The organism is Chitinophaga sp. SVR4-12A, assembly GCF_056754765.1.
Genome location: NZ_JBPGWP010000001.1, coordinates 1,576,559 through 1,593,045, shown reverse-complemented (window position 1 = coordinate 1,593,045; position 16,487 = coordinate 1,576,559). Strand labels below are relative to the sequence as shown.

The following is a 16,487-nucleotide window of genomic DNA, read 5'->3' as shown; positions in this document are numbered from 1 at the left end:
ATATCAACCTACCACAATGGCAACCATCGATGACTTTAACCAATTGGATATCCGTGTAGGCAAAATACTGGCCGTAGACGATTTCCCCCAAGCAAAGAAGCCTGCCTATAAGCTCACCATCGACCTGGGCGACGAGATCGGCATCAAAAGATCATCCGCCCAGATAACGGAAAATTATATAAAGGAAGACCTCATGGGCGTGCTGGTACTCTGCGTAGTGAATTTCCCTCCCCGGCAAATAGGGCCTTTCGTGTCTGAAGTACTGACCCTGGGCGTGCCCGATAAGCATGACAAAGTAGTGCTGGTAAAGCCGGAAAGGGGCGTACCCGTGGGCGGAAGATTGTATTAGACGCCGCCATTCGTCCAAAAACCAAAGCACGTCTCATAATTTCCTGTATATTCACCGGCCAATACACAACGTATAATAATTTTTTATAACAATAATGGGTAGATACCTGCTGGCTTCAGCATTGCTGACTGTTACAACAATTGCCACCGCTCAAGAGCACACTGCTTTATCTGTAAGAGATTACGAACGCGCCGAGCGCATGTTAGACTACAAAACCGACCCGCTGGTAGACAATACCTGGAGCCGGATGAACTGGTTGCCGGACAAACGATGCTGGTACCGGGTAGTGAGCGCCAAAGGAAGTGAGTTTATCCTGGTAGATCCTGCCAAAGGAAGCCGTTCCGCCGCCTTTGATCAGCAAAAGCTGGCCGCCTCGCTTTCAGCAGCAAGCGGTAAGGCATACAGCGCTTATGCGCTGCCGTTCACAACCTTCAACTATACTGCCGACGGGAAGGCCATTCTCTTCACTACCAATGGTCAACGCTGGAAATGCGATTTGAATAGCTACGCCTGCACCGCTGACAACAACACGCCTGCGCTTCCGAACAATACCATTAAGCTAAACGCCAGAAGGGACCGGACCACAGAGATCCCGGAAGTGATCTCTCCCAATGGTAAATACGCCGCCTTGCTGAAAGCGGATAACCTTTGGGTCCGCGAAATACAGACCGGCAAAGAAATCCAGCTGACCACTGACGGTATCAAGAATTTTGGCTATGCTACAGACAATGCCGGTTGGAGCCATGGCAATAAGCCCGTACTTACCTGGTCACCTGATTCCAAGAAGATCGCTACTTTCAAACAGGATCAGCGCCATGTGAAAGATATGTACCTGGTGACCACCAATGTGGGCAGTCCTACGCTGCAGGCCTGGAAATACCCGCTGCCCGGAGATTCTGCAGTGGCCATGATCCACCGTGTGATCATTGATGTGGAGGCACGCAAGGTGATCAACATCCAGGTGCAGCCAGACCCGCACCGCGCAACGCTGAGCGACGATATCTCCAGCACTGATGCTTTTGATGATGTGGAGTGGAGCAATGATAATGCACAACTGGCCTTTGTTTCTACGTCCCGCGATCATAAGCAGGAAAAGCTGCGCATCGCAGATGCCGCTACCGGTGCGGTACGCGAGGTGCTGGAAGAAACTGTGGCTACACAATACGAATCCGGCCAGGGCGCTATCAACTGGCGTTATCTGAAAAATTCCAATGAGATCATCTGGTACTCTGAACGTGATAACTGGGCGCATCTTTACCTGTATGACGCCGGCACCGGGAAGCTGAAGAACCAGATCACCAAAGGAGATTGGGTAGTAACAAGCCTGCTGCATATTGATGAAAAGAACCGTACCCTATACTTCATGGCTAATGGCCGTGAGCCGGGCAATCCTTACTTCCGGCATTTCTACAGGATCCGGTTTGACGGAACCGGCCTCACATCACTGACGCCCGAAGCAGGTAACCACCAGGTGATGCTGTCGCCTACCAACGACTGTTTTATTGACATTTATTCGCAGCCGGACGTACCACCGGTTACTGTACTGCGTAAAATGGATGGAAAGATAGCCGTGAACCTGGAAAAGGCAGACATTTCAAAGCTTACAGCCAATGGATGGCAGGCGCCTAAAACATTCTCCGTGAAAGCGCATGATGGCCAGACCGATATTTACGGTCTGCTGTTCACACCGAAAGATCTCGATCCCCAGAAAAAATATCCTGTTATAGATTACATCTATCCCGGTCCGCAGGGCGGTAGCATTGGCAGCGGCGCAAGCGCCTGGTCTTTTGCTCCTTCCAGGCTGGATCACCAGGCCCTGGCAGAGTTAGGGTTTATCGTGGTACTGATAGAAGGCACCAGCAACCCGTTGCGTTCCAAAAGCTACCATGATATGAGTTACGGCAATATGGCAGAGAACACGCTGCCCGACCAGGTAGGCGGCATCCGTCAGCTGGCGCAGCAATACACTTACATGGATACTACCCGTATCGGTATCTGGGGGCACTCAGGCGGAGGCTTTGCCACTGCTGCGGCTATGTTCCGTTATCCTGATTTTTTCAAAGTAGGGATTGCAGAATCAGGCAACCATGATAACCGCAATTATGAAGATGATTGGGGAGAGCGTTACAACGGCCTGGCCACTGCAGCTGATTATGCCGGACAGGCAAACCAGCTGTATGCAAAGAACCTGAAAGGCAAGCTGATGCTGGCGCATGGCCTGATGGACGATAACGTGCCGCCGTATAATACCTGGCTGGTAGTGGAAGCGCTGGAAAAAGCGAATAAAGATTATGACCTGGTCATATTCCCTGATGCAAGGCACAGCTTTGGGAAGTTTAGGCCGTATATGATGCGTCGCCGCTGGGATTATTTTGTACGCAATTTACTGCATGCGGAGCCGCCGAGGGAGTATGAGCTGCAGGCAAAAAAAGTTACTGAAGATTGATAAGCGCTCGCCGAACTATAGTAAATTCCCAACGCTGGCAAATGAACCGGCGTTGGGAATTTTAGTTTTTATTCTACTCTGCCGATACCAAACTGGTTGCCCGCGCGTGTGGCTTTGTTCCCATTGAACTGCACTTCTACCATCTTCTCACTGGCTACGCTGTTATTGAATTCGTCTTTTAAGGTGAGCAGGATCTTCCGGCTCTTTACATCAATCACTTCACCGCTGGAAGGGTAAGCGTATTTACCATCCAGACTGAAAGTGATCCATCCCGGCATATCCTGAACGGGTATAGTGGTAAGCTGCTGGTAAGGAGGCGTTGCATTGAACACGTGCATGCGCATATTATGTCCATCGCAGAGCCAGAGCTCTTTCTCATCTGGCGTGAGGCCGATGCCGTGACTGGGGTTGCCGTGCCGTCTTACCGGCCCTGCTTCCCAACCTTCTACGTCCACATGGGCGAGTTTATTGCCTTTTTTCAGGTCGCCTACTTCGAAGCCTAAAAGACTATCTACCGTTACGTATACGAGGGTTTCTTTACCATTGATCGTAAAGGGCCTTACATTGTTTGCAAAGGCGCCTACCTTGCCGCTAATGGTATGCGTCTTTGCATCAGCGATATAGAGCCAGGGACTGCCGATATCATCCAGGTATACCAGGTTGCCGGTATGGCTGTAGATGGTGTTGTGCGCACGTTTATAGGCATCTATCTTCTTGATGATGTTACCGGTCTTGCAATCTACCACGTTCCAGAAGCCTTTCTCCAGCGAGGGCAGATACATGGTAAGGCCGTCCGGTGAAATGGCCATACGATCGCAGCCGCCTTCGAAAGGTTTTTCCCATATGATCTTCTCGGTGCTGAGGTCAATACGTTGCAGCGATTCGAGGGTGCTGATATAGATGCTGTTCAGCGGAATGCTCACGGCAATGCCTTTTACGTTGGAAGGTTTGCCGTTAGGATGCAAGCCCTGTGTGTTGATCCTTTTTACGAAGCGGTGATGATCGTCCATGTCAAAGACAAGCAAGCCATGGCCGCCAAATCCCAGATAGTCACGGATACCGGGTGTGGCCACATACAGGTAGTGTTTTGTCTGCGCGCCGGCAGATAATGCAAAGCAGATGACGAGGAGGGCAGTCAGCATGCGCCTGCCTGCTTTGTGTCTTTTAAGCATAAGCAACGGATAGTACATACGTGGATGACATTGATGGTTATTGTATAAAAACATCCTCACGGGTGAGGTCGTAGAACAGGTTTTGCAGCTGGTGCAGATGCACCAGGGGGCGCCCGTACGGAACAAGTCCGGCGGGAGAAACAGTGAGCGGTTGAAACGCTCCTTCGGTTTCGCGTATGTAAATGCTGCTGTTGCGGTTGTATCTATAGGAGTAAGTATGTACGTCTTCTCCGTATTCCTTGTCTCCTGCCAGGAAACCGAATTGCAGCAGATGGTCTACTTCCAGCGTAACCGGGTGCACTTTTGAAAGGGGCAGTTTGCTCCTGGGCAAGCCTGAATTATATACGTGCCCTTCCAATATCCCTTCTACCCTGAACACGGTCTCGATCATATTATAATCGTAGTACCATACCATATTGCCAATTCTCACATCAGTTTCTTCGATCATAATTACCAGGAATTATGATGCAAGTATACCTAAAAAATCATCTAATTTTAGTAAATGACTGTACTATCATCGCAGCGGCACCTGTTTGACATACCGCCCGACATAGCTTACTTTAATTGCGCCTACAATGCGCCCCAGTTAAACGAGACGAGCCGCCGCCTGGCCGCGGGTATTAACGTAAAGAATCATCCCTGGGAAATCATGCCCGCAGATTATTTTACCGATGCAGAAACGGTGCGGAGCCTGGCTGCTGCCGTGTTTGGCGGAGAGGCAGACGGATACGCCGTTATACCGGCCGCCAGTTACGGACTGAGCGCTGCTGCCCGCGCCATAGAGCCGCAGTTAGAGGCAGGTGATGGCATATTGATGATGGAAGAGGAATTCCCCAGTAATGTGCTGCCCTGGAGACGGATAGCACAGGAAAAGGGTGTGCATATTGTTACTGTGCCAGTACCCGCCGATGGCAACTGGACCAGGGCTATACTGGATAAAATGGACCGCCGTATTAAAGTAGCCTCCTTATCACCCTGCCATTGGACCAACGGTGCTTTTGTGGACTTAGCCGCTGTAAGACAGGCATGCAATGCTATAGGCAGCCTGCTGGTGGTAGACGCCACACAGGTATTGGGCGCCATGCCGTTCTCTATAGAAGAGATCCGGCCTGATTTTCTGATTGCCGCAGGATATAAATGGTTGTTATGTCCTTACGGCTTCGGCTTGATGTATGTAGCAAAGCAATGGAGGGATGCACGCCCGCTGGAAGAGTCCTGGCAGGCGAGAGAAAACGCGGAAGATTTTGCATCGCTGGTAAGATATACTGATCACTATATGCCTGGCGCACGCCGTTTTGATGTAGGTGAGAAATGCAGGCCTACCATTCTGCCTGGCGCTATTGCAGCGCTGGAACAGCTGCGCAGCTGGACGGTGACTGACATTGCCGCATCGCTTGCGGTGATGAATGAACAGATCGCCTCGCATCTTGAACAGCTGGGATTCCGTTTACCGCCGGCGGCACAACGTTGCCCGCATATGTTTGGTGCAGCTATTCCTGCACATTACAAAGGAAACCTGGTGGCTGCATTAAGGGATAAAAAGATCTTTATCAGTCAGCGCGGCAGCTCCGTGCGTTTTGCGCCTCACCTGTTCATTACAGATAATGATATAGCACGATTACTGGGGGCGATCGATGATCTGATGCGATCAGCATAAAACCCCCTTTTTACAGGATTACTTTCCCGGGGCTTTTGATTTAAATTGGGTTTTGTTAATCTTTAAAATCCGATCCTATTATGAAAAAGAAAACCTCGCAGAAGCTGCAGCTTACAAAGATCAAGATCTCTAAGCTGAACAAAAGCAACCAACCTTTAGTAGGAAACCGTACGCTGCCTACCACACAGTTCATTTCATGTGGCCCTACGTACTGGGTTTGCTAACAGCGCCGGTCATTAAAGAACACAAAGAGCTTATTAACGTGAAAGGGCAAAGTATTTTGCCCTTTCACGTTTTTGTTTGTTCCCTGATCTCATACACCATCCGGGTAAGGTCTTTTAAATGGTTGCTCAAACGCTGAATGTCTTGCGAACCTGCAATAGGTGTTGTTGTTTCTTCTGCATCACGGCCGATAAAAAAGGTAGCCAGGGGAGCCGTCACATACCCATAAAAAGCAGCTTATGAGATAAACCAGGGCAAAAATGTCCCTGGCTATGAGGGGCGCTTAAGCTTTTGTTGCGGATCCTTGTTGGCTTGCTGCAGTTCAGCAGTTGTACGTGCCGCATCTTTTTCACTTTCCTGCAAGGTCTTGGTTTTGCTTTCCAGTTCCAGCGGCTGAATGGCAACAGCATAGTCGTTAGGTTTTATATCCGAGCCAAACTTTATTGCATAACATTTAGTGAACTCCGCCCCTGAATAAAGTACAATGGACGAGAAATAGATCCATAACAACAGTACTACCAACGAGCCTGCCGTTCCATAGGCACTGCCCACATCGCTGCGGCCGATGTAAAAGGTAATAAGGAACTTCCCGGCCATAAAGAGCAACGCAGTGAAAAGCGCGCCCGCCATCACGTCTTTCCAGCGGATCCTGGCATCCGGCAATACTTTGAAGACAATGGCAAACAGGAACCATATGATCAGAAATGTAAGCGCCAGGTTCAGTATATAAAACAACGTCACGGTGATGTCCGGAAACAGCTGCCTGAGCCGGTCCATAAAACCTTCCATCAGGGCGTTGATCAGCAGGGACACCAACAAGAGGAACGCCAGTCCCACTACCAGCGAGAACGACAGCAAGCGGCTGATGAGAAACTTACTGAAGCCTAGCTTAGGCTTCACCCTCAGCTTCCAGATGATATTGATAGAGTCCTGTATCTCGGAGAAAACAGTGGTGGCGCCGATAAACAGCGTAACAAAGCCTACTACGGTGGTGAGCGTATTGCTGCTGTCAATGGAGGCATTTTTGATCACCTCCTGTATCTGTATGGCAGCCTTGCTGCCTACGAGGTCCTGGATCTGCGTGTAAAGCCGTCCCTGGATGGCCTCTCTTCCCCAGAACAGATCTGCAAGGAAAAGAATAACGATCATCATAGGCCCTAGTGAGAAGATCGTATAGTAAGCCAGGGAAGCGCTCAGCTTGAGCACATTATCCTTACCGAAGCCTTTCAAGGTTTGCTTCAGCACTGTCCAGAACGCTTTGAAAGTAAATCGTTCCATATATTATTGAGACTGTCTACAGCAGAGATACCAAAAGCGGGCCAATCAGATCAGCTGATACAACGGTTTCACCAGCGGCATACAATTTGATTCAAATGAGGCAGCTTACTTTTTTGCATGAATAAATACCAACCGATAGAAAACTACGGCATTATCGGTGATCTGAATACGGTAGCCCTAGTGGGCCTCAATGGCAGCATTGACTTTATGTGCTTCCCGAACTTTGACTCGCCTTCTATTTTCGCTGCGCTGCTGGACAGTGAAAAAGGCGGTTCCTTTGAGATAAGGCCACAGTTTGCGCAAATGAAAACCAAGCAGCTGTACCTGCCCGACACCAATGTGTTGCTGACCCGCTTTCTTTCTTCTGAAGGGGTGGGCGAGATCACGGATTTTATGCCGGTAGAGGAATTGTATGCAGGCAAAGAGCTGATCCGCAGGGTGACCACTGTCAGGGGTGAAGTGAACTACTGCATGAAATGTGCACCCAGGTTTAACTATGGCCGCGCAAGCCATCGCATAGAGCAGCGATCTGAAAAGGAGATCCTCTTTATCAGCGAAGGTGAAGATAAAACCGTACTGCGCCTGCAGAGCACTGTTCCCCTATCAATAGCAGAAGGGACAGTAACAGCCGGATTCCAGCTGTGCGCAGGCGCCACTGCAGACTTTCTGCTGGAGCATGTAGACAAAAAGCATAGCGAAGTGCGCAATTTCAAGACCTTCGTTACTGAAAGCCTTTTTCGTACTGTCAACTACTGGAAGAACTGGGTGGCGCAATCCACTTACAGGGGACGTTGGATGGAGGTAGTGAACCGTTCCGCCCTGGTGCTGAAGCTGCTTACTTCTTACCGCAATGGGGCCATTATAGCAGCGCCTACCTTCGGTCTTCCTGAAAGCATTGGCGGCAAACGCAACTGGGATTACCGTTATACCTGGATCCGAGATGCTTCTTTTACCGTGTATGCTTTGATCCGCCTGGGCTATACCAAAGAAGCGGGAGCCTTTATGCATTGGATGGAGAAGCAATGCCGCGATATCAAAGGGCAGACACGGCTGGGGATTATGTATGCGATAGACGGCAGCAGGCAGCTGAAAGAATTCACGCTTGACCATTTTGAAGGCTACAAAGGATCAAAGCCGGTAAGAGTAGGTAATGATGCTTACAGCCAGCTGCAGCTCGATATTTATGGTGAGCTGCTGGATGCGGTGTACCTGTACAACAAGTATGGCGAACCTATCTCGTACGATTTCTGGAAAGACCTGGAAAAGCAGGTAGATTGGCTCTCTGAGAACTGGCAGCAGGCTGATGAAGGTATCTGGGAGGTACGTGGCGGCAAGCAGCACTTTTTATATTCACGGCTCCAGAGCTGGGTGTGCCTCGACAGGGCGATCAAGATCGCACAGCGCCGCTCTATTCCCTTCGATCAAAAGTGGAAAGAGCAACGCGATAAGATCTTCAACTCTATCTATACTGATTTCTGGAATGAAGAGCAAAAAGCCTTTATGCAATATCCCGGCGCAGCAACAGTGGATGCATCTTCTTTACTGATGCCGCTTGCACGCTTCATCAGTCCGAAAGACCCACGGTGGCTGTCTACGCTGGAAAGAATAGACAAGGAGCTGGTGTCTGATTCGCTGGTGTACCGCTATGTGCCCAAGGTGGCTGCGCCCGATGGATTTGTTACGCATGAGGGCACGTTTTCCATGTGCACGTTCTGGTATGTGGAATGCCTTTCACGCGCAGGCCAGCTGGAAAAAGCCCGTTTTTACTTTGAGAAAATGCTGGGCTATGCCAATCACCTGGGCCTTTATTCAGAACAGCTGGGATTTGAAGGAGAGCACCTGGGTAATTTCCCCCAGGCCTTTACACATATGGGGCTCATCAGCGCAGCATATAACCTGGATCAGCAACTGAACGACAGCCGTAACAAGAATGTAAACTACTGAACCATGAGAGCGATCGCGATTCAACCCGGTACTCCACAGGTACGTTTTACAGAACGTGCTGAACCGGGTATTCAACAGGAAACCGATATTAAGATAAAAGTGTTGCAGGTAGGCATTTGCGGTACAGATAGGGAAGAAGCAGCCGGAGGTCGCGCTGATCCGCCTGCCGGTAGCAGTGAGCTGGTGATAGGTCATGAAATGTTCGGACAGGTGGTAGCATGCGGTAGTGCTGTTAAGAGGGTGAAACCAGGCGATTATGCGGTGTTTACCGTACGCAGGGGTTGCGGCCAGTGCTCTCCCTGCCAGCACAACCGGAGCGATATGTGTTATACCGGTAAGTATACCGAAAGGGGCATCAAAGGCCGGGATGGTTATCAAACAGAGTACGTGGTAGATGCAGAACAATACGTGGTAAAAGTGCCGGAAGAGATCCGGAGTATTGGTGTGTTAACAGAGCCCATGTCCGTAGCAGCTAAAGCTATCGATGAAGCGCTGCAGATCCAGGCAGCAAGGCTCAAAGATTTTGACGGCGCGGGCAACTGGCTGCAAGGTAAACGGGCGCTGGTAGCAGGGATCGGGCCCATTGGATTATTAGCCGCATTTGCTTTGCGCCTACGTGGTGCTGAAGTGCTGGGACTGGATATTGTACCGGAGGACAATCTGCGGGCGCAGCTGCTGCGCGATATCGGAGGCCGTTATCTGAACGGTAACAGTATGAAGGTAACCGATATTGACGAGCAGATCGGGGCTGTTGATTTTGTTTTCGAAGCTGCCGGTATAGCACAATTGCAGTTCCAGCTGATAGATACCCTGGCCCCGAATGCTATTTATGTGGCAACGGGCATCCCGTCTGGCGAGCGGCCGCTTACTATTCAAGGCGGTGCTTTGATGCAACAGCTGGTGTTGAACAACCAGGTCGTCATTGGCAGCGTGAATGCCAGCATGCAACATTTTGCCCAGGCAGTGGATTATCTTTTGGAGAGTAAACAAAAATGGCCGGATGCCATTGAGCAGGTCATTACTGAACGCCTGCCGGTAGCGCGATTGGAGGAGGCCTTGCACAGGCATGACACAAACGAAATAAAAGTGGTGATTGATTGGGCCGAATAAAAAAAGGAGCTTCATCCGTTAGCGATGAAGCTCCTTTTATTTGTATCGTGTTTTGTTACGCCAATTTCAGTTCGTGCTTTCTGCCTGTTTTGCAAGCTGCATAGATCGCATCGATGATCTTCAGGTCTTTTACCGCTTCTTCCCCGTCAACAGGTACAATGGGTTGTTTACCTTCGAGAATGATGCCGGCCATTTCATCCATCTGTACGGTTTGATGGGTCATGTGCGGCTGCGTTAACTCACCCTTGTGCGTGCGGCCTTTAATAGGCCCGTAACCGGTAGAGGGCTGCATTTCGGCAAAGCCTTTTTCACCATCCAGGAAGAAACGGTCGAGGTTGTTCATGTTGTAAGTGGAGAGGCAGGAAGCCACCGCACCGCTGGGGAAGCCCAGCTGAAACTGGATGGTCTCATCCACTCCTTCCCTGAACTTCACCTTGTCTGTTTTCGTTTCCTGTGCAGTTACCCAGATGGGCTCTTCACCAATCATGTAACGGGAGCCGTTAATGGCGTAAATGCCAATATCCATCATAGCGCCGCCACCGGCCAGTTGCCTGTTTAACCGCCATTGGGTCGGGTCGCCGATCCTGAAACCGCATTGTCCCTGGAAGAACAGTACTTTTCCAAACTCGCCGTCTTTACGCATTCGGATCACTTCCAGTGTTTTCGGTTCGAAGTGCATGCGATAGCCCACCAGTAATTTTACCTTATTGTGCTTACATGCGTCTATCATTTCCTGGCCTTCCTTGGCGTTCACAGCCATAGGCTTTTCGCAGATGGCATGCTTACCGGCCTTCGCCACGCGGATCACCTGGTCGTGATGCAGCGCATTGGGCGTGATCACGTATACGGCGTCTATATCGGGATTATCTTTGATGCGGTCAAAGTTCTCGTAATTGTAGCAGTTCTTTTCCGGGATGTTGTACTTGGCTTGCCAGGCGGTGATCTTGGCTGGTGTGCCGCTGATCACGCCTACCAGTTTAGCGCGTTTACAGGATTGCATGGCTTCGGCCACCCGTGTGCCGTAGCTGCCCAGTCCCATGATCGCTACACGCAATACCGGCCCGTCATAGGTGCCGGACAGGATGCTATGTTTGCTCGCAGCGCTGAACAGCGGCATAAAGGGAATTGCCGCTGCTGAGACAGCCAGTTTTTGTAGAAAGTCACGACGTGAATTCATAAATAAAGGTTCTGGATCTTAAGATAATAACTTTCCGGTAAGTGTTGCGATAGTTTTCCGCTCACTAAAAAGATAGTATCTAAATATACGCAAATTCCTTTTAATCATTCGCGCACGACAGGAGCGGTACCGGCGAGGTGATGGTCTTGTCTATGCGGTATATCACCGCATCCGCTGCAGGCACGGTAACAGTAAGATTGCCGGTGATGGCGCTCATATTACCGGAGAACAATTCTTTTACAGCGGAATATGTGCCGCTGGTGTTGAGGCCTATTCTGCCCATGTTGACCGTAAAGGTTTTAGGCGAAGCGCTGTAGTTGATGATGGCCAGGTATTGGTAGCGACCTACGCAGGTAGTGAACAGCTCATTGGGCTGATCGCCGGTATTGCCTTCTACCGGCCGGAACGCTTTGCCCTGGCCATTGCGGGTGATGTTCAGCAGGTCCTGCTTTTGCAGCAGCGATTGTGCGGTGGTGGTCCAGGTACCGGTGCTGGAATAATCATCGCCGGTAATGAGTGTGCCGGTAACCAGGCCGGAAGTCAGCCTCGCGCGGTTCTCGCCCACAGGCGCTGTACCGAATACCAGGTGGTCTGCATCTATGTAAGGGTAAAGCTCATTTTGCCACCATCCGTAGGTTGTACTGTTGAGCGTATAGCCTGTTTCGCTGATATCCTTGTAAGCATCGCAGGCAATGCGGCGCATGTGCACATATCTGCCGGTGGCGAGGTTAGGGCTGATAGCGGCGTAGGTGAGCATGGTGCCGGCCAGCTGGTCTGCTACGTATTCCATGCCTTTGCGGAAAGCTTCCATGCCGGTGTGGATGGTGTTATCATAATAGCTGTCTGCTTCCAGAGAAGCGTGGCCCAAGAAATCCAGTTTGATCATCTGGAAGCCGCAGCTTTTGAATTTGCCGAGCAGGTAAGCAATACGGCCGCGTGTACCGGGATGGGTAGGGTCCATGGCGCGGGCGCCGTCAAGGTCTACCGGAAGGCCGTTCACTTTTGTCCAGCAGGCCTGGTATTGGTAAGAAGTGCCTTCTACTGTGCCGGTAGCATTCTTGCCCCAGTCTACAAAAGGCGCCCAGTAAATACCAGGCTTAAAGCCTTTGCTTTTGCAGTAGTTGGCGAAGTCGGTCAGCTGACTGAAGTCACCGGTCCATCCGCCGGCGGCCAGGTTATCCCAATAAGAATCCAGGTCTATATACAGGGTGCTATCGCTGTTGCGGAAGCTTTTACAGTTATTGGCGAAGAAGTCAACCACGGCCTTTGCTTTGGCCAATGTAAGGCTTGATTGGATGGCGCCCCAGCTATTCCAGCCAAAGGGAGTAGCGCCGGTCCAGTTGGCAATATAACGGGGCTCAGCCAGTACGTTAGCTTTGCCGTAGATCTCAAACGCATTGCGCCAGTCGGCATCATAGTTCACAAAAATCCTGGGAGAACGGCAGCTGGTACCGCCAACGTTTACCCAGCCGTGGCCGCGGCCGTCGCGGGTGATGGCTCCATCGGTAAAGCCGCCGAAGACGCTGAGATTGGAGAGGGCATTGTTCGTACTGCCTACAACGGAGACGCCTGTTTTCCAGGTCTTGTGCTCTACGGAGCCGATCACAAGGCCATTGCGGCTGGTGTTGTCATAAAGACCGGTTACTTCAGCAGCGGTGAAGTTGGCGCCGTTGATCGGCTGTGCATTGTACCTGATCCAGGCATCGTTGTCGAAAGGTACTTTCAGTGCGCGCATATCGCTGCCATTGGGCAGCTGTACACTGCCGGAAGTAAGCGGCGACATGCGGTAGCAATTGGAGCCCGGGCCGTTCAGCAGCACTTCTGTAAAGAAGTAAGGTTTGCCGCTGTAGGTGTAGAATACCTGCTGCATCTGCAGGAGCCCGCCGCCGCTGAGGGTGATCACGTGTTTGGTGCCGCTGCCAAAAGCATCGTTCACCGGCGAGGAGGAATAAGTACGGCTGGTATAACCGGTATGGCTATAGTAAACGGCGTCTGAATTGCAGACGGCGTAGGCATCGCTGATCACCAGGGTATTGTTAAAATAAACGTTGTACCTGCCGGTGCTGAGATTGTAATAGATGTTGTTGCCCGAACCGAAGTTGATGGCCGTTGCGGGCTGCAGGGAAATGCGGTCTATATTGGGCGCATAGTCGCCGGCACCGTTATCCAGCCTGATCGTATTACTGCCGGCCTGCAGGGTAACGTTCATGCTGGTGCTGGCAACGGTAGACCATCCGCCGGAAGGTGGACAGCTAATGCCCACATAGTTACCGTTGTTGGGCGTAACATAGATGGTGCGCGGATCGGCAGTAGAATACCAGATAGTGAGGTTGTAAAGGCCTGCCGTGCTAACGTTGACGGGCACTACGATAGTGCCGTTGGAAGGGCCGCCGAGGAAACCTACCTGGGAGCCGCCGGAGCAGCCGCTGCAGCTTTGCAGGCTGGCGCCATTGCTTAACGTGCCCGACTCTGCTTCAAATGATTGTGCAAAAAGGGCTGGGACATAGAAAAGACAGCTCAAAACTGTGGTGAACAAGTTTTTCATAAAGGGTTCTTTTGATGACGTGTATAATTTTGATGACGTGTATAAAATGAAAAGCGCGTGTCGCGGCTTTTTACTAAGAATGAAAATACTCAAAAAAATAACCTATTAATACTTTTAATATATTTACGCCATTATTAGTTGGGACATATTATACCTGTGAAAGTAAATGTACCCCCTTAAAACAAACAAAAACACATGAACCAGAAACCTTCTGCGGCCTTTGTCGCCACTTCCTGGGTTGCCCTCGGAGCCGGCATGATAGGCTATTTAATCGGACTTTGGAGAGCTGACATGCAGCTGAACGAAAAAGGTTATTACTTCGCTATTTTAATGTACGGGTTGTTTTCTGTAGTATCCCTGCAGAAGAGCGTAAGAGACAAGCTGGAAGGCGTGCCTGTAACAGAGATCTACTACGGGTTGAGCTGGTTCTCCACTATTCTTTGCATTGTATTGCTCACAGTAGGGTTGTGGAATGCTACCCTGCTGCCCAGTGAAAAAGGCTTTTATGCATTTGCCTTTTTGCTGGCGCTTTTCGGAGCGGTGGCTGTGCAGAAGAATACGAGGGATACACAGGCAGCCGTAAAGAAAGAAGCCTGAGATTATTTGGATGTTTCAAAAGGGGAGGCCGGCAGGCCTTCCCTGTTATACAAATTAGCTCCTTCAGGATTGTTAGCCCATGCGTATCTTACTGCTACAGGGTGCGCGATATCTTTACTCCACACAATCACCTTATCATCTCTTATCACCGCATTGGCTCTGATAAATTTCCTGTCTTTTCCCGCGATGGAGAAATGATGTAATGGCTTATTACCGGCGGTTACCAGACCGCTGCCGGTGTCGGTGAATGTAAGTATAATACTGTCGCCCTTTATCTTCACGGATTGATACAATGGGCCGGAAGCTACTACCTGCTGATCGTTATAAGCCAGGCGCATTGCCTGCAGGGCCAGGCGGATGCCAACATCCTTTTTATTTAACGGATGTATGTCGTTCCATTCGCCAAGATCAATGGCAACGGCCATGGCTGTACGGGGTACAGATAAAGTGTTGAATTGCTGTTGTCTTAGCTCTGCCCAATCGCTTTCAGTGGCTGTGGTATCAGGGTCCATAAAGTTGGCAAGCTGCACGAAGAGAAAAGGAAAATCGCCCTGTTTCCACCTGCTACGCCAGTCTTTGATCAGGGTGCTGAGCAGGCTTTGGTAATCATACGGTTTGGCAGCGTTAGACTCACCCTGGTACCAAATGGCGCCTTTAATGGAGTAATTAAGCAGGGGAGCGATCATGGCATTGAACAAGCCGGTTGCTTTCCATCTGACGAAGGTTTGTTCCGGAAGGGAATCCATGACTGCGCCCATGTGATATTTCCAGGCACCAGAAAGATCTATGTGCTGATCACTGGTGAAAAGTGTATAGGGTTTATCCGGCACAAAACCGCCTTTCCCTGCTACATTGATCACACGTATGGCGATCAGGTTCTTTCCTTCTTTGAGCAAACCTGCGGGCACTTCATATTTCCGGGGAGGGTATTGATAGCCCGTGGCGCCAACGAAAACGCCGTTCACATATACCGAGTCTGCATCTACTATCCTGCCCAGCCACAGACGGCTGGCTTGTCCGGCTATGGAAGCCGGAACGTCAATCTCTTTCCTGAACCAGGCAGCGCCGTTAACAGGCTGCTGATCTGCCCAGTAACCGGGAATAGTGAATGACTGCCAGGCAGCGTCGTTAAAGGAGGGATTTTTCCAGTCCTGTTGTAAGCCTTCATCACGCCTGTTCAACAGGCTGTACCAACTGGCGTGGGTAGTGCTGTCTTTAGTTTCGATGCGTGTGATCAATGACTTGTCTTTGAATTGCTGCGCTTCATTGTAGTAAGCAGGGAATTTCTTCAAGGCTTCTTCACTGATCCAGGCCTGCACGGGAGAACCGCCAAGGGCAGCGTTGACCAGGCCTATGGGCACATGGTATTTTTCAAAAAGCTCGTTTGCAAAGAAGTAGGCTACGGCGGAGAACCCTGGTATATTTTGTCTCGTGGCAGGCAGCCAGGCGCCCTTATCTACATCTTCCCTGGACTGGTTGAAATCGTATTTATCAGGCACCAGGAACTGCCGTATATGATCGTTGCCCGGGCCGGCGATAACGCCAGGGTATTTGTCTTTCAGCCTGTCCAGGGTCAGCTCCATATTGGATTGGCCGGAACAGAGCCACACATCGCCAAAGAGAATGTTGCTTATTTCAATGCGGTTGCTACCGGAGAGGATCATGTTATGCGGGCCGCCTGCAGGCTGGGGCGGGAGCAGGATACTCCAGTTACCGTTCTTGTCGGCAGTAGTGCTGTAATCTTTTTGTGAAAAGTGCAGGCTTACTTTTTCAAGGGGAGCGGCCCATCCCCAGATCTTTATTTTGCTGTCACGCTGCAGGATCATGCCATTGCTGATCAACCTGGGAAGGCTGATCTGGGCATCACTGAAAGGTAATAGCAGGTATAATGAAAAAACTAACGTGGCAATTTTCTTCATCGTGTATGTTTTATACCGGTGAAACAATGTACAAAAAAATGTCGGTCGTTTTGTTTTATCTTCGGGCCCGT

14 protein-coding genes are annotated in these 16,487 nt (G+C 50.5%); 7 read left to right on the top strand and 7 right to left on the bottom strand.

Going from position 1 to position 16,487, the window contains the following annotated elements; genetic code table 11:
- Positions 1 to 16: 16 nt before the first annotated feature.
- The gene (locus ACR9Y8_RS06445; protein WP_481212419.1) at positions 17 to 349 is read left to right on the top strand and encodes a tRNA-binding protein; all 333 of its coding nucleotides are present in this window, start codon (positions 17 to 19) and stop codon (positions 347 to 349) included.
- A gap of 94 nt (positions 350 to 443) precedes the next feature.
- Complete coding sequence (locus tag ACR9Y8_RS06440; protein ID WP_481212418.1) at positions 444 to 2,795, top strand: S9 family peptidase; 2,352 nt, start codon at positions 444 to 446, stop codon at positions 2,793 to 2,795.
- Between the two features lie 68 nt (positions 2,796 to 2,863).
- Here the strand turns inward: ACR9Y8_RS06440 and ACR9Y8_RS06435 are convergent, their stop codons facing one another.
- Entirely contained in the window at positions 2,864 to 3,967 is a 1,104-nt protein-coding gene (locus tag ACR9Y8_RS06435) for a YncE family protein (RefSeq protein WP_481212417.1), read from the bottom strand.
- Between the two features lie 37 nt (positions 3,968 to 4,004).
- Positions 4,005 to 4,415, bottom strand: coding sequence for a hypothetical protein (locus tag ACR9Y8_RS06430; RefSeq protein ID WP_481212416.1), 411 nt, complete (start codon positions 4,413 to 4,415; stop codon positions 4,005 to 4,007).
- A 54-nt stretch (positions 4,416 to 4,469) separates the two neighbouring features.
- Here ACR9Y8_RS06430 and ACR9Y8_RS06425 point away from each other — a divergent pair, with 54 nt between their 5' ends.
- Both ACR9Y8_RS06425 and ACR9Y8_RS06420 read left to right on the top strand, forming a co-directional pair.
- Positions 4,470 to 5,624, top strand: coding sequence for an aminotransferase class V-fold PLP-dependent enzyme (locus tag ACR9Y8_RS06425; protein WP_481212415.1), 1,155 nt, complete (start codon positions 4,470 to 4,472; stop codon positions 5,622 to 5,624).
- A gap of 80 nt (positions 5,625 to 5,704) precedes the next feature.
- Positions 5,705 to 5,848, top strand: coding sequence for a hypothetical protein (locus ACR9Y8_RS06420; RefSeq protein ID WP_481212414.1), 144 nt, complete (start codon positions 5,705 to 5,707; stop codon positions 5,846 to 5,848).
- 64 nt (positions 5,849 to 5,912) lie between these two features.
- Here the strand turns inward: ACR9Y8_RS06420 and ACR9Y8_RS06415 are convergent, their stop codons facing one another.
- Positions 5,913 to 6,065, bottom strand: coding sequence for a hypothetical protein (locus tag ACR9Y8_RS06415; RefSeq protein WP_481212413.1), 153 nt, complete (start codon positions 6,063 to 6,065; stop codon positions 5,913 to 5,915).
- A gap of 51 nt (positions 6,066 to 6,116) precedes the next feature.
- Positions 6,117 to 7,124 carry a YihY/virulence factor BrkB family protein gene (locus ACR9Y8_RS06410; protein ID WP_481212412.1) on the bottom strand — a complete coding sequence of 336 codons (1,008 nt, stop codon included), beginning with the start codon at positions 7,122 to 7,124 and terminating at the stop codon, positions 6,117 to 6,119.
- Between the two features lie 117 nt (positions 7,125 to 7,241).
- Between ACR9Y8_RS06410 and ACR9Y8_RS06405 the strand changes: the two genes are divergently transcribed.
- Positions 7,242 to 9,068: a glycoside hydrolase family 15 protein gene (locus ACR9Y8_RS06405; protein ID WP_481212411.1), complete on the top strand. Its 1,827-nt coding sequence runs from the start codon at positions 7,242 to 7,244 to the stop codon at positions 9,066 to 9,068.
- Between the two features lie 3 nt (positions 9,069 to 9,071).
- A complete protein-coding gene (locus ACR9Y8_RS06400) occupies positions 9,072 to 10,178 on the top strand; it encodes a glucose 1-dehydrogenase (protein WP_481212410.1) in 1,107 nt (368 codons plus the stop codon).
- 55 nt (positions 10,179 to 10,233) lie between these two features.
- Here ACR9Y8_RS06400 and ACR9Y8_RS06395 read toward each other — a convergent pair whose 3' ends face one another.
- Together ACR9Y8_RS06395 and ACR9Y8_RS06390 are read right to left on the bottom strand one after the other, a co-directional pair.
- Positions 10,234 to 11,355, bottom strand: a complete 1,122-nt coding sequence (locus ACR9Y8_RS06395; RefSeq protein WP_481212409.1) for a Gfo/Idh/MocA family protein — start codon at positions 11,353 to 11,355, stop codon at positions 10,234 to 10,236.
- A gap of 100 nt (positions 11,356 to 11,455) precedes the next feature.
- Positions 11,456 to 13,900, bottom strand: coding sequence for a CBM35 domain-containing protein (locus tag ACR9Y8_RS06390; RefSeq protein ID WP_481212408.1), 2,445 nt, complete (start codon positions 13,898 to 13,900; stop codon positions 11,456 to 11,458).
- A gap of 195 nt (positions 13,901 to 14,095) precedes the next feature.
- On the opposite strand from ACR9Y8_RS06390, the gene yiaA reads away from it, so the two are divergent.
- Entirely contained in the window at positions 14,096 to 14,497 is a 402-nt protein-coding gene (gene yiaA / locus ACR9Y8_RS06385) for an inner membrane protein YiaA (protein WP_481212407.1), read from the top strand.
- Positions 14,498 to 14,499: 2 nt separating this feature from the next.
- Here the strand turns inward: yiaA and ACR9Y8_RS06380 are convergent, their stop codons facing one another.
- Positions 14,500 to 16,416: a sialate O-acetylesterase gene (locus ACR9Y8_RS06380; protein ID WP_481212406.1), complete on the bottom strand. Its 1,917-nt coding sequence runs from the start codon at positions 16,414 to 16,416 to the stop codon at positions 14,500 to 14,502.
- Positions 16,417 to 16,487: the final 71 nt, after the last annotated feature.

Bases quoted from the DNA above. Each gene is read 5' to 3' on its own strand.
- ACR9Y8_RS06445 (WP_481212419.1), top strand. From the start codon at position 17: ATGGCAACCATCGATGACTTTAACCAATTGGATATCCGTGTAGGCAAA.
- ACR9Y8_RS06440 (WP_481212418.1), top strand. From the start codon at position 444: ATGGGTAGATACCTGCTGGCTTCAGCATTGCTGACTGTTACAACAATT.
- ACR9Y8_RS06435 (WP_481212417.1), bottom strand. From the start codon at position 3,967: ATGCTTAAAAGACACAAAGCAGGCAGGCGCATGCTGACTGCCCTCCTC.
- ACR9Y8_RS06430 (WP_481212416.1), bottom strand. From the start codon at position 4,415: ATGATCGAAGAAACTGATGTGAGAATTGGCAATATGGTATGGTACTAC.
- ACR9Y8_RS06425 (WP_481212415.1), top strand. From the start codon at position 4,470: ATGACTGTACTATCATCGCAGCGGCACCTGTTTGACATACCGCCCGAC.
- ACR9Y8_RS06420 (WP_481212414.1), top strand. From the start codon at position 5,705: ATGAAAAAGAAAACCTCGCAGAAGCTGCAGCTTACAAAGATCAAGATC.
- ACR9Y8_RS06410 (WP_481212412.1), bottom strand. From the start codon at position 7,124: ATGGAACGATTTACTTTCAAAGCGTTCTGGACAGTGCTGAAGCAAACC.
- ACR9Y8_RS06405 (WP_481212411.1), top strand. From the start codon at position 7,242: ATGAATAAATACCAACCGATAGAAAACTACGGCATTATCGGTGATCTG.
- ACR9Y8_RS06400 (WP_481212410.1), top strand. From the start codon at position 9,072: ATGAGAGCGATCGCGATTCAACCCGGTACTCCACAGGTACGTTTTACA.
- ACR9Y8_RS06395 (WP_481212409.1), bottom strand. From the start codon at position 11,355: ATGAATTCACGTCGTGACTTTCTACAAAAACTGGCTGTCTCAGCAGCG.
- ACR9Y8_RS06390 (WP_481212408.1), bottom strand. From the start codon at position 13,900: ATGAAAAACTTGTTCACCACAGTTTTGAGCTGTCTTTTCTATGTCCCA.
- yiaA (WP_481212407.1), top strand. From the start codon at position 14,096: ATGAACCAGAAACCTTCTGCGGCCTTTGTCGCCACTTCCTGGGTTGCC.
- ACR9Y8_RS06380 (WP_481212406.1), bottom strand. From the start codon at position 16,416: ATGAAGAAAATTGCCACGTTAGTTTTTTCATTATACCTGCTATTACCT.